This window comes from Stenotrophomonas sp. YJH_SMC_101-4 (assembly GCF_059370395.1).
Genome location: NZ_JCAFTP010000001.1, coordinates 761171 through 773728, shown reverse-complemented (window position 1 = coordinate 773728; position 12558 = coordinate 761171). Strand labels below are relative to the sequence as shown.

General features: G+C 66.0%; 8 protein-coding genes. 4 read left to right on the top strand and 4 right to left on the bottom strand.

Annotated features, from left to right (window positions below; translation table 11 throughout):
- Positions 1-19: 19 nt before the first annotated feature.
- On the top strand, positions 20-649 hold the full coding sequence (locus AC5P8D_RS03600; protein WP_236565032.1) for a response regulator: 630 nt from the start codon (positions 20-22) through the stop codon (positions 647-649).
- Positions 650-674: 25 nt separating this feature from the next.
- Here AC5P8D_RS03600 and AC5P8D_RS03595 read toward each other — a convergent pair whose 3' ends face one another.
- The 4 genes from AC5P8D_RS03595 to AC5P8D_RS03580 all read right to left on the bottom strand — a co-directional run bounded on the left by AC5P8D_RS03595 (position 675) and on the right by AC5P8D_RS03580 (position 8468).
- A complete protein-coding gene (locus tag AC5P8D_RS03595) occupies positions 675-4112 on the bottom strand; it encodes a hybrid sensor histidine kinase/response regulator (RefSeq protein ID WP_329765732.1) in 3438 nt (1145 codons plus the stop codon).
- 41 nt (positions 4113-4153) lie between these two features.
- Positions 4154-6772 (bottom strand): sensor histidine kinase, encoded by a 2619-nt coding sequence (locus tag AC5P8D_RS03590; protein ID WP_329758918.1) that lies wholly within the window; start codon positions 6770-6772, stop codon positions 4154-4156.
- Between the two features lie 244 nt (positions 6773-7016).
- Positions 7017-8192: a low temperature requirement protein A gene (locus AC5P8D_RS03585; RefSeq protein WP_329758916.1), complete on the bottom strand. Its 1176-nt coding sequence runs from the start codon at positions 8190-8192 to the stop codon at positions 7017-7019.
- Between the two features lie 9 nt (positions 8193-8201).
- Positions 8202-8468 (bottom strand): hypothetical protein, encoded by a 267-nt coding sequence (locus AC5P8D_RS03580; protein ID WP_043396094.1) that lies wholly within the window; start codon positions 8466-8468, stop codon positions 8202-8204.
- Between the two features lie 202 nt (positions 8469-8670).
- Here AC5P8D_RS03580 and AC5P8D_RS03575 point away from each other — a divergent pair, with 202 nt between their 5' ends.
- The 3 genes from AC5P8D_RS03575 (at position 8671) to AC5P8D_RS03565 (ending at position 12529) form a co-directional block, all read left to right on the top strand.
- A complete protein-coding gene (locus tag AC5P8D_RS03575) occupies positions 8671-9195 on the top strand; it encodes an RNA polymerase sigma factor (protein ID WP_159360217.1) in 525 nt (174 codons plus the stop codon).
- Entirely contained in the window at positions 9192-10028 is an 837-nt protein-coding gene (locus AC5P8D_RS03570) for a FecR family protein (protein WP_495203079.1), read from the top strand. The genes AC5P8D_RS03575 and AC5P8D_RS03570 overlap by 4 nt, the downstream gene beginning before the upstream one ends.
- Before the next feature lie 71 nt (positions 10029-10099).
- Entirely contained in the window at positions 10100-12529 is a 2430-nt protein-coding gene (locus tag AC5P8D_RS03565; protein WP_159360218.1) for a TonB-dependent receptor, read from the top strand.
- The last annotated feature ends 29 nt before the right edge of the window (positions 12530-12558 follow it).

The following is a 12558-nucleotide window of genomic DNA, read 5'->3' as shown; positions in this document are numbered from 1 at the left end:
ACCTCGCATCCGCGTCATCGTGGCTGACGATCATCCGGTGATCCGGCTGGGCGTTGAGGCCGCGCTGGATGAAACGCCGATGATCGAATGCGTGGGTAGCGTGGCCAACTCCACCGCCCTGCTGGAACTGCTGGATAGCACGCCATGCGATGTGCTGGTCACCGACTACGCAATGCCTGGGGGCCGCCACGGGGATGGCTTGGCGCTGATTGGACTGCTGTCCAAGCGCTACCCTGAACTGCCTATCATCGTGCTGACCGGTTTGGATCAGCCGGGGCTTCTGCAGGCGCTGCACAGCGCTGGCGTGCAGCATCTGCTGAGCAAGGCCGACGACCTGCAGCACGTCAGTTCTGCGGTGCTGGCAGCTCATGCGCGCCGACGCTATCTGTCGCCCAGCATCAATGATCTTCTGCCCAAACGCGGGTCTTCGCGCCCTGCGCGCCCACTGTCGACGAAAGAGCGTGAGGTGCTGCGGCTGTATGTGAGCGGCATGGGCATCAATGAGATCGCTGCACATCTGGATCGGCGTAAACAGACCATCAGCACGCAGAAGGTTTCGGGAATGGCCAAGCTGGGTGTCGACAAGGATGCGGACCTGTTCAAGCTTGCCGAGGAGCTTGGCCTGCGCGGAGCTTCCGACATCGATTGAATCCAATCGATGGACATCGTGGCGATCAACGTACATCGCGGTTCTGCTCACGCAAGCTACTTTCATATTGGTTGGCCAATACCTGCAGATCAGACACCAGACCATCGAGCGCGGCGTCGGCGGGTCGTTGCCCCTTGCGCAGTTCGTGTTCAATCTCGCTGGCGCGTTGGCCAAGCAAGCGCTCGCCCATCATCAGCAATGCGCCCTTGAGCGAATGGATGCAGTCAAGCAGCGCGGCATCATCGCGCTTGTGCCTGGCCTCGTGCAATGCACGCAGGTCATTGCGCGCACTTTCGACGAATACCCGCCGGACTTTCTCCGGCAACAGGCGCTTCATTACTGCGCCTTCAGGCTCCGCCGGCATCTCTCCCGGCGTCGGCACCGTGGCGACGGGGCCGGCGAGATAGATCTGCAAGGCCTCCTGCAGCCGTTTCAGGGTAAGCGGCTTGAGCAGCAGATCGTCGATGCCGGCCTCGCGGCATCGCTGGCGCTCGCTCGCCAACGCCGTGGCGGTGATTGCCAGGATCGGTAGCGTCTCGCCGCGGTCACGCAGCGCGCGAGCCAACTGATACCCATTCATGACCGGCATGTTGATATCGGTCAGCACGGCGGCGAACGCGTTGCTTCGCCAAACAGACAATGCCAGCTGCCCGTTCTCTGCAACCTCCACGGTATAGCCCAACTCATCCAGCTGCTGCTGGATGAGTTCACGATTGATGGCATTGTCTTCCACCAACAACAACGCGCCCGCCGTCGCTGCCTGAACCTGAGGCCGCCTGGATCCGCCGTCGATCGTCTTCCGGCGTTCGATCAGTCCAGCCAGTGCGTGCAGCAGGACCTCGCTTGAGTAGATAGTGACGACCGTGCGCTGCCCATCGGGCTCGACGCTGAGTGGCCCCGCCGCATGCGCGTGCACCACCCTGCCATGCAGGGAAGCCAGGTGCTGGAGCTCAGCCGGGTCCCAGGCAGCGTCATCGCCCACGATCAGCAACACGGCTCCGGCCGCGGCAGTGGCGAGGGACGATGGCCGTTCGATGGCCTCCACCCAAGCCCCCCATCCGGTCAACAGGCGAGTCATTTCATTACGCCACTCTGCAGTGGCCGACAGCAGCGTGACCGCCTGCCCCGCCAATGCGTCAGCGCTGGCCTCCTCCACCTCAGTGGTCTCCACCGGCAGGGTGAGCGCGAACACGCTACCCACACCTGGCGTGCTTTCCAGGCTGATCTGCCCGCCCATGGCAGTGGCCAGCTCACTGCACAGCGCAAGGCCGAGGCCGCTGCCCCCGTAACGGCGCGAGACACTGGCGTCGGCCTGCTGGAAGGGTTGGAACAGCTGGCTTGCCTGGGCTTCGCTGATACCAATGCCCGAATCGACGACCCGGATCAGCAACTGGCCGGCGTCAGCCTCGTTGCCCTGGCGCAGGCTGGCCTGTACCAGAACGCGGCCAGACTCGGTGAACTTGATTGCGTTGCTGACCAGATTGTTCAGGATCTGGCTGATGCGATGAGCGTCGGCAACACATTCGAGACCTGTCGCCGCGTCCAGCGAGTGGAGCAGCTTCAGCCCCTTCTGCTGCGCCGAAGGCGCGAACAACAGCGCACAGCGCTCGATCAGCGGCCGCAAGGCGAACTGCGTCGACTCGATGTCCAGCTGTCCAGCTTCGATCTTGGAGAAATCGAGCACATCGCTGATGATGCTCATCAGGGCATCCGCGGAATGGCGGATGCGATCCACACGCTCTCGCTGCTCGATGGGCAAGGAGGCTCTGGCCAGCAGTTCCAGGTGCCCCAGCACACCATTGAGTGGCGTGCGGATCTCATGGCTCATGTTGGCCACAAACGCGGTCTTCGCCCGTGAAGCAGCCTCGGCTGCGTGCCGCGCAGCCTCGGAATCCTGTCGGGCATGGCGCAGGTTCTCTTCCAGTTCCACCTGCGAGGTAACGTCATGCAGCGCACAGACCCACACCGGCTGGCCGTTGTAGGTCGCGCGGGCCAGACCGACCTCCAACTGCCTCTGCGCGATACCGGTCGCGGCGGTTTCCGGCCACTGGAACTGCAGGTGCTGGCTATCCTCTTCCGGCTTGGCCCAGTGAGCCAGCTGGCGATACAGCGCAGGCACCGGTTCGCCAGCGTCGTCGGCCGAATAGGCCAGGCCCCGGGCCAGGCCGTTCTGCAGCAACGGCTGGCCATTCGCCATGGAGACCAATGCCAACCCTACCGGCGAGGTCTCGATGATGATGCGACTCAGTGCCTCGCTTTCGGTGATCCGCCGCGCATCAGCCAGCGCGGGTGCGAACAGTCGATGATCCATGCGCAGCAACACATACCAGAGCGCCGACAGGATGCTGAGTGCGATCAGCATTTTCCACAGCATGTCCTGCCACTGGTCCCGCCATAGATCATGCCAGCCGTATACATGTACAAGGCACCAGTCGACCCCCTGCAATGGGCCGCCCACCACAAATCGCCCTTCTACCAGGGAGCGCTGGCCAAGATCACCGGACTGGGATTTCACCCACCGTGCAAGCGCTGCACCGTCAGCCGCATCGATGCCCCCGCTTCTGAGCACGACCGTACCGTCATTGGCGATGATCAGAAAGTCGCCATGCTGCCCAGCCTGCAGTCGCGCCGCGATGCTGTCCACGGGTTCAAATGACACGCGACGGAAGTACGGCACACGCCCTTCCGCCATGGTTAGCACACCCACCAGTGAGGGTCGGTCGTTGAGAGGATTGATTCCATAGCGAGAAAGCAGGCGGTGCCCGGCGGTGGCGCTTTGGACCGGCCCAGGCAGCGGCACCGACTGTCGCACCCCTGCCTCTTCCTTCAGCAGGCGTGCAAAGGCCTGCTCACGGCTGGTGACACGCAACGTCTGCAGCAACTGGGTTTCGTCGCGCATCCCGGCGAAGGCAATCAGGCGGCCCTTGGGCTCGTATGCATAAAGGGCGAGCTCCTCACCCGATTCCAGCGAGGTCACGGTAGTCGCAGTGTAGGCAGAGTACAGCTCGATCATGCCCAGATAGGCGGCAAGTTCGTGAGCCGGCAGCTCATGTCCGGGCAAGGCCAGCACCAGCCACGGTACAGCCGTCGGACCGCCGGCCGTTACCAAGACCTCGCCGTCCCGCTGCTGGAACGACTGCAGGAATCGCTGGCCTTTCATCTCCAGCAGCTGGCGCTGCTCGGCCCACATCGCGTCATTGCTGTTGATGGCACCGGCATAGGCTCGGTCCCGCTGCAGGAGGAAGAAATCCGCAGTGGACTGTGCGGCCATGAAGGCGCGATGCTGGCGTGCGTGGAAGTCCTGCACGCCTGCCATCAAGGTGATCATCGCCGCCAGCAGCACCAGCACGCTGATCAGTCCGCCGCCACCGAACAGCAGGCGGCGCCGCACACGCTGCAAGTCGCGGATGTACTGATCCCGCGAGCCAATTGGGCGGGCGTTGTGTGCGTCAGGTAAAGGCACAGTGGATCCTTTCAGAGTGCATCGGCAAGCCCTTTGCGACTCTAGCCCAAGGCCTGGAGGGCCGCCAGAGGCATCACTGCCCGACCGTCGCGGATCTCTTCCAGCAGGGCCCGCAGGGCTGCACTGGCATAGCTGGACAGCACCCAGGCCTGACCTTCGCGTACCGGATGCAGCGGTCCGTCCACGCGGATGCGCACCAGCGGGCCATCAACTGCACAGGGCTCCGTCAGCGGCGCCCCAGCCTTTTCGAACACGATGCGGACCTCGGTGTCCCGCGACGCGCCCAACCACTCCTCGACGGAGCAGTATGCCTGAGGGGAGCATCCCCACTCACGCAAGCAGCGGACCATCTCACCACGCCAGCTGGGCGGTGCCGCCAGCAGCGCAACCCCCATGCCTCTCAGCGGGCGCGGCGCCAACGGACGTGCGACCTTCTCCACGGGAACCTCGACAGTGAAGAGGCTGCCCACGTCCGGAGTACTGTCCACCGCGATCGAACCCTGCATCGCATCGCACAATTGCCGGCACAACGACAACCCCAGGCCCGAGCCACCGAAGCGCCCCTGGATGGTCTCGTCGGCCTGGGTGAAAGGCTGGAACAGGCGCTGCCGCTGGACGGCGTCCAGACCGATCCCCGAATCGGCGATCTCGAAGCGCAGCGCCGCAGGCACGCCGCTCTGGCTCGTGCAGGCAACGCGCAACTGCACCCGTCCGGAACGGGTGAACTTCACAGCGTTGCTGGCCAGATTGCGCAGCACGCGCTCCAGCGCTTCTTCAGGCCCCACGCAGCATGCCGGTACCGTGGGGCCGACCACGTAGTCAAGATCAAGCCCCTTGGCTTGGGCCAGTGGCGCGTACAGCAGTGCGACGCGTTCGAGCAGTTGTGCAGGCTCGAACAGCGTTTGCACGATGTTCATCTGGCCGAATTCGATGCGGGTCAGGTCCAGCACGTCATTGACGATGTCCAGCAGCGAGTCAGCCGATTCGCGAACCCGCAGCGAGCGGGCGCGCTGCGAGGTATCCAGGCCGGAACGCTCAAGCAGCTCCAGGTGCCCCAGCATGCCGAACAGCGGCGTACGGATTTCATGGGTCATGGCGGCGAGGAAGCTGGACTTGGCACGGTTCTCGGCCTCGGCGTGACGGCGCGCACGCACCTCGCGCCGCTCCATCGCCGCGCGCAACGACATGTCACAGGCCGCCACATGGAGGATTGCCGCCCCCTGGTGCTCGCTCGCGCGCGCGCGGACCAGCAGCAACTGCGGCTCACCGTCTAGGTCATCGTCCAGTGGAATCTCGAACTCGACAATGGTCCCCGCCTCGCGCACGCGCAGGCCATGCTCTTTCCATAGTCGCTCATGGAGAGTCATGCCGGATTGGGCATAGCGCTCCGCATAGGTGGCCATGATGGAGTTCTGCCCCAGAACGTCAACGCCCTGCCCGCCCAGCGTACAGAGTCCTGCCACTCCCGATGCCATCATCGACACCAACAGCTGGTCGTCGCTGAGCAACTGCTGGGTCTGTTCGAATAGCGGCTTGAAAGAGCGTCGGTCCAGGCATCCGGCCAGGATCCATACAGCAGCCAGCAACGCAACCAGCACAAGCGTCGCTGCCATCACAGATCCGTAGGCCGAGGACAACATCGAGGACAACGTGTAGGTGTCTACCAGCAGCCAGTTCGTGCCAGGCACTGTAGTTGTCAAACGGAACCGCCCCATCCCTTGATCAAGGCTGCTGGTGACCCCTGCCGACACTCTTGGAGACGCATGGTGCGATCCCGGGTCCCTATCTGCCTGGCAGCTTCCGACGGCCGTCAGCAGGCATTCGCCCCTGGGCGTCATCAGCGCCGGGCTGCCACCACCGGCCATCCGCAGCGCCCGTTGCAGCCGTGAAGCAGGCTCGAAGGTGACAAAGGCGGCCACCGGCCTGCCGTCGTCAAGTGCGAACGAGGTGGCGACCAGCGAAGGTTCTCCAGTCAGCGGATGGCGGTTGAACCGCAACTGCAGGCGCGCGCCTTCGGTGAGAGCCTGCAATGTCGGAAGCCCGTCGTCGTTCGATGCTGGCGCGAGCAACCCGGCCTGTTCGCGCAGGCGGCTGAACACCTCGCCCCGATCCTCCACACCCAATGCATGCTTGAGGCTGCGCTCGGTCAATCCTTCACCCAATGACAGGTAGTGCCCGCTCGGGTCGAAGAAGAACGCCGCCGGACGCGATGCGCCATCGCTGTGGACACGTGTGAGCCGAACGATCAACGACAACGAGGTACTCAGCTGCAGGTAGCGATCGATCTCCGTACCTGCCCAGCGGGAGGTACCCATCCCCAGCGCCATCTGCGGCGCACTTTGCGGATCGGCAGCCAGCATCAGCCGCTCGCCACCGGCCAGAAACAGCTCCCGGCGCCGCGCCATCTCCCCAGCCGCAACCTCCATGGGGTGCTTCCACGCGTACTCGGCCATGTTGGTGAGACGGATATCGCTGGTGCGACGCTGTTCGATGGCCTCGACCAGCGCGCTACGCGCCCGCTCCAGGCCCTGCACCCGTTCGTCGTGGTAGCGCGCGGCATGGGTGACCGCCAGCCCAAGCGCCGCGCACAGCAGTCCAGCGCTGATCAGGCCGGCACCGGTAAACAGCAGGCGGCGCTGGTAGCGCCGCAGCAGGGTCATGCCCGCCAGGCGGGCTTCCGAATTTGTCAGTGTGCTATTCGCCTCACGCGATTCGACTGCGGGCGGGGCCAGGGTAGTCATTGGAGGTGCGACGTGCCGGCGTCTGCCATGGGGAGGGATGGCAGCATGTCCGCAGGGGTCACCAATTACTCTAGGACCGGGCCTAAACCGGGGCCAGCCCGCCTTTCAGGGCGAAAGTGCTGTCGGCACCAGGCCGACAACGTCAGGTATGGACGCGAATGCCTTATTCGCGTGCCGGCAGTCCGCGTTTGCAACGGGTCTCCAGCCAACCCGCGCCCAACAGCACCAGGCTGGTCAGCCATCCGGCGGCCAGCAGGTGCATCCAGGGCAACACCAGGCCCAGCATCAGCAGCGCGGCGGCGCCCAGCACGTGCGAGCGCGGCGCGTGCCCATAGACCACGCGCTTGTAGAGGGCGCTGCCCAGCAGGTAGATCAGCGGGCCCGCCACCATCACGGTGGCGTACACCCCGCTGACGTCTGCGCCAGGATGGTCCATGACCAGATCATTGCCGACCGCGCTGGCGATGATGCCGGCGATCAGCAGCGCATGCACGTAGTGGAAGTTGGCCCCCATCCGCCCGGGGTCCTCGGAATGGGTGATCGCCGCGCTGGCATCGCGGCTGGAAATGCCGAAATACAGCCACCACATGGCGATGGTGCCGGCGAAGGTGGCCAGCACCGCCGAGACCACATCGCCGCTCCAGTGCTCGACCTCGCTGAGCACGCCGCCAGTGGCCAACAACGTCTCACCCAGGGCGACGATGACGAACAGCTGGCAACGCTCGGCCAGGTGCCCGCCTTCGATGGTCCACTCGCGGGTGTGCGAACGGCCCAACCCCGGAAACGCGAAACCGAACATCGGCGAGATGTACTCGCAGGCCACCGCCACCGCCCACAACGCCAGGCGCAGATTGCCCTCGGCTGCAGCGCCGGCCAGCCAGAAGCAGGCCGACACGCTCACCCACGCCAACATGCGGCGGAAATTGGGCGCCAGCGGATGGTTGCGCCCGACCTCCAGCAGCACGAACACCGTGCGCCCGACCTGCATGGTGGCGTAGGCCCCCGCGAAGACCCAGGCGCGTTCAGCGAAGGCCTCGGGAATGGACGAGGACATCAGCAGCGCCAGCAGCATGGTGACGAACAGCAGGCTGCGGATGCGTGGCGCCTCCGGATCGAACCAGTTGCTGACCCAGCAGGCGTACTGCCAGCCCAGCCAGACCGCGAACCACAGCACCAGCGTCTGCATGACGCCGGCCAGGTCCAGGTGATGCAGCAGATGGTGGCTGAGCTGGGTAACCGCAAACACGTAGACGAGGTCGAAGAACAGCTCTTCGTAGGTCACGCGGGCGTGGTGGCCATCGCGCTGGCGCAGGGCAGGCAGTCGCAGTCGTGTGCTCATGGCCGTCCTTCAGCGCGCCAGGCGCCAGTACAGCAGAGCGGCCAGCAAGGCCGGCACGGCGAACACCAGCAGCAGGATCGGCAGCTCCTCCCGGACGGCGTAGCCGGCCCTGCTCACGCCCACCCACATGTTGGCCACCGTCACCAGCAGCCAGGTGGCGATGAACGCGATCAGGGCCGTGGGCAGCTGTGACTGGCCTACGCTCCACAGCCGCCCGAAGAGCAGGAACACCCCCAACAACAGCACCCCACCCACCATCACCAGAAGCACGTGCATGGTCCATCTCCTTGAGCCTGCTGGCAGGCTAGCCGCGGCCGATTCTGCGCTCCAGCCGATGATCGTGGTTTCACTTTCCAGCCTCGCCGAACAATCCCGATCCCCGAACCACATAGCAAACGCGAACGGTTCCCATTAGTATTGCGTCATCGCGCAGGGATGCCCTCCCCGTGCCCGCCCTTTGTCCTTGCTTCCGGTCCGGATGTCCCAGCTGCCTTCCCCACACCCTCCTGCGCTGCCGCTGGTGTCCTCGCTGGTGCGCCACTACGAGGAACTGGTGGAGTACCTGCGCTGCCGTTTCCGTTCGCCAGGGCTGGCCCGTGAAGTGGTGCACGACGTCTGCGTGCGGCTGCTCGAACGCCCGGCCGCCTACGATGCACGGCAACCCATCGCGCTGCTGCGGCGCATCGCCCACGATGCGGCGGTGGACCGCTGCCGCGCCGAGGATCTGCGCCGGCACTGGGTGGAGGCGCGCGCCGAACTGCCCGATGACACCTGCCCACACCCAGGCCCCGAGCAGCAGGCGCAGGGACAGCAGGCGTTGCAGCGCCTGAGCGCGACCATCGAGCGCATGCCCTGCCGGCGCCAGCAGGTCTTCATCCTGCACAAGATCCATGAGCTGCCGCAGGCCGACGTCGCGCAGCGCATGGGCATCGGCCTGAAGGCGGTTGAGCGCCACCTGCGGCTGGCCATGGCCGATTGCCGCCAGCAGGGCACGCTGCAATGAGCGATGCACCTGCACCACCGCCGCCACCCGAAGTCCCCAGCACCGACCAGATCCTGGACCAGCATCGGGACGCCCTGAAGCAACGCTTTCCGCTGCCCGACCCGGAAACGCTGCGCCGCCGGGGTGGCGGCGCGAAGCGGGTACTGCCCGTGTTGCTGGTGCTGGCCGGCGCCGTACTCGTGGCCGACCCGGCCTGGCAGGTCCGCGATTACCAGACCGGCGTGGGCGAACGCCGTGAACTCGTCCTGGTCGACGGCAGTCGGGTACAGCTGGACGCAGGCACCCGCGTGCAGGTGCGCCGCCATCTTCGCTCCCGGCAGGTGCTGCTGGAACAAGGGCGGGCACGCTTCGAGGTGCAGCACTCGGCCTGGCGACGCTTCGGGGTGGATGCCGGCCCGGTCCACGTGCGCAATTACGGCACGGTGTTCGACGTCGACCGCCAGGGGGAACTGAGCGAAGTGACACTGTGGCGCGGCGAGGTCGGCGTGCGCGTCGACGAGGGCGGCAGCGAACAGCGGCTGAAGCCAGGGCAGCGCCTGCTGGCCCAGCGCGGTTCGCTGTCACCTCCGGAAGCCATCGATCCAGAGCAGGCGGACTGGACCACCGGACGCCTGCAGTTCGACCGCATGCCACTGACCGAGGTCCTGCGCATCCTGCAGCGCTATCACGACCGTCCCATCGTGCTGGACGCCCCAGCGCTGGGGCCCCTGCAGGTGTCGGGCGTCTTCGATGCCGACCGCGCCGAGACCGTACTCGCGCTGCTGCCCGAGATCCTGCCGGTGCAGGTGCATGCCGGCACCGATGGCAGCCTGCATCTGCGCGCCCGCGATTGAATGCCACACCGAGGGTGGGTTGCGCGCCGTCCCATCCGGCAAGTGCTTGAACCCTTCCGAAGGACCCCCGCATGACCCGCCCTGTTCCGCCTGCCGCTCTGCGCCGGCTGGCCCCCACCCTGCTCGCTGCCTGCCTGTGTGCGGCCCTGCCCGCCACGGCGCAGACCGCTGCGTCAGCGCCCATCGAGCTGCACCTGCCGGCCGGCCCGTTGCAGGCTTCGCTCAACTCGCTGGCGCGGCAGAGTGGCATCCAGCTGTTGTTCGCCGCCGACAGCGTGAGCGGCCGCAGCGCCCCGGCTGTTGATGGCCGCTACACCCCGCGTGAGGCCCTGCAGCGGCTGCTGGCCGGGCAAGGCCTGGCGATGCAGGAACGTTCGCCGGGTGTGTTCGTGGTGAGTGCCGCGCCAGCGCCGGCGAAGCCGCGCACCCCGGCCCGGGCCGCATCATCGGCGCCGTCATCCGCCACGACGACGTCGCTGGCCCGCGTTACGGTCTCGGCCTCGACCGCGCGCATGCCGCAGGGCGAGACCGCCATGCCCAATACCATCACGGTGCTGACCCGCGAGGACATCGCCCAGCAGCTGGCGCTGGGTTCGGATGTGTCGCGGGTGCTGTCGTCACAGATCCCGGCATTTGCCCCGGCGCGCGAAAAGATGTCCAACTACGGCGAAACCCTGCGTGGCCGCGGCATCCTGTACATGGTCGACGGCGTGCCGCAGTCCACGCCGCTGCGCGATGGCTCACGTGATTCGCACACCATCGACCCGGCGATGATCGAACGCATCGAGGTCATCCACGGCGCCAACGCGCTGCAGGGCATCGGCGGCACCGGCGGCATCGTCAACATCATCACCCGCAGTGCGCCCAGCGAGCTGGGCGCGTTCCTGCTCGACACCAACGTCAGCTACAGCGCTGCCCTGCCCAGCCGCCACGACGACAATGGCCAGCGCGGCTCGGCCCTGGTGGGCGTGCGCGGCGAGCAGTTCGACCTGGTGGCTGGCCTGGCCTATGAGAAGCAGGGCCTGTACCACGACGGCGAGGGCCGATCGATCGGCACCAACGCGCAGGGCGAGCTGATGGACTCGACCTCATCGAACGTGTTCGCCAAGCTGGGCTGGAACATTGCCGAGGGCCATCGCCTGCAGGTCATGGCCAACCGCTACCAACTGCGCGGGATGGACAACTACCTGGCCATCAACGGTGACTATCGGACCGGTCGCCCGACCATTTCGGTCCCCGGCGATACGCCACTCGATCCGCCGATGAACCGCTCGCGTTCGCTGACGGTGGACTACAGCGCCGCCGACCTGCTCGGTGGCCGTTTCCAGGCGCAGGCCTTCGCGGTGGATTTCGAAGGCCGCTACGGTGCCAGCCAGTGGGACCCGTGGGGCAACACCGGCGCCAACGCCGCCTGGGACCAGACCCAGAACGAATCGGACAAGCGCGGCTTCAAGCTGACCCAGAGCTGGACCCGCGTCGCCGACACCACGCTGGACGTGACCCTGGGCCTGGACGGCCTGCGCGACCGCACCCACCAGGTGCTGCTGGCCAGTGGCATGAACTGGGTGCCGCAGACCACCTACCAGAGCCTGTCACCGCTGCTGCAGCTGCACTGGTGGCCGACCGATCACCTGATGCTGTCCGGCGGCCTGCGTTACGAGAAGGGCGAGCTGGAGGTGGGTGACTACACCACGCTGCCCCGTTACGGCGCACGCAAGGTAGCCGGCGGCAAGCCGACCATGAGCGAGACCCTGCCCAACTTCGGCGCGGTCTGGTACATCAACGACCGCCTCAACGCCTACGCCTCCTATTCGGAAGGCTACACCGTGGCCGACGTCGGCCGCGTGCTGCGCGCGATCAACCGCGACGGACAACGCGTGGACAGCCTAATCGACCTGTCACCGGTGGTGTCGGACAACCGCGAGATTGGCCTGGAGTACGACGATGGCCGCTTCAGCGGCGACATCGCCTACTACACCTCCGAATCCAAGCTCGGCTCGGTACTGATCTACGATCCGGGCATCGATGCCTATGCGGTGCAGCGCCAGGCCACCCGCGTGGAAGGCTTTGAAAGCAACCTGCGCCTGCGGTTGGGCGACAGCCGGCTTGGCCTGGGCTATGCGCGCGCCAACGGCCGCTACGACGCCGACGTCGACGGTCGTCTCGACAGCGACCTCGCCGGCGTGAACATCGCACCGAACCGGCTGACCGCGTTCTGGGAACAGAGCTGGACGCCGCAGCTCAGCACGCGCCTGCAGGCCAGCCATGCCTTCGACCGTGATTTCGACCTGCGTGGCGCGCAGGTGGCGGAGTTCAAGGGTTACACCACTCTGGATCTGGTCGCGCGCTATACGCTGGACAAGCACGCCTTCACGCTGGGCGTGCAGAACCTGGCGGACAAGCAGTACATCAGCTACTACTCGCAGACCACGCCGTCGAATCCGAGCTATTTCTCCGGCCGCGGCCGGGTGCTGACGCTGGGGTGGCAGTACCGGTACTGATCCATGGCGCCCTTATGGGAGCCATGAAA

Bases quoted from the DNA above. Each gene is read 5' to 3' on its own strand.
- AC5P8D_RS03590 (WP_329758918.1), bottom strand. From the start codon at position 6,772: ATGACCCTGCTGCGGCGCTACCAGCGCCGCCTGCTGTTTACCGGTGCC.
- AC5P8D_RS03585 (WP_329758916.1), bottom strand. From the start codon at position 8,192: ATGAGCACACGACTGCGACTGCCTGCCCTGCGCCAGCGCGATGGCCAC.
- AC5P8D_RS03580 (WP_043396094.1), bottom strand. From the start codon at position 8,468: ATGCACGTGCTTCTGGTGATGGTGGGTGGGGTGCTGTTGTTGGGGGTG.
- AC5P8D_RS03575 (WP_159360217.1), top strand. From the start codon at position 8,671: ATGTCCCAGCTGCCTTCCCCACACCCTCCTGCGCTGCCGCTGGTGTCC.
- AC5P8D_RS03570 (WP_495203079.1), top strand. From the start codon at position 9,192: ATGAGCGATGCACCTGCACCACCGCCGCCACCCGAAGTCCCCAGCACC.
- AC5P8D_RS03565 (WP_159360218.1), top strand. From the start codon at position 10,100: ATGACCCGCCCTGTTCCGCCTGCCGCTCTGCGCCGGCTGGCCCCCACC.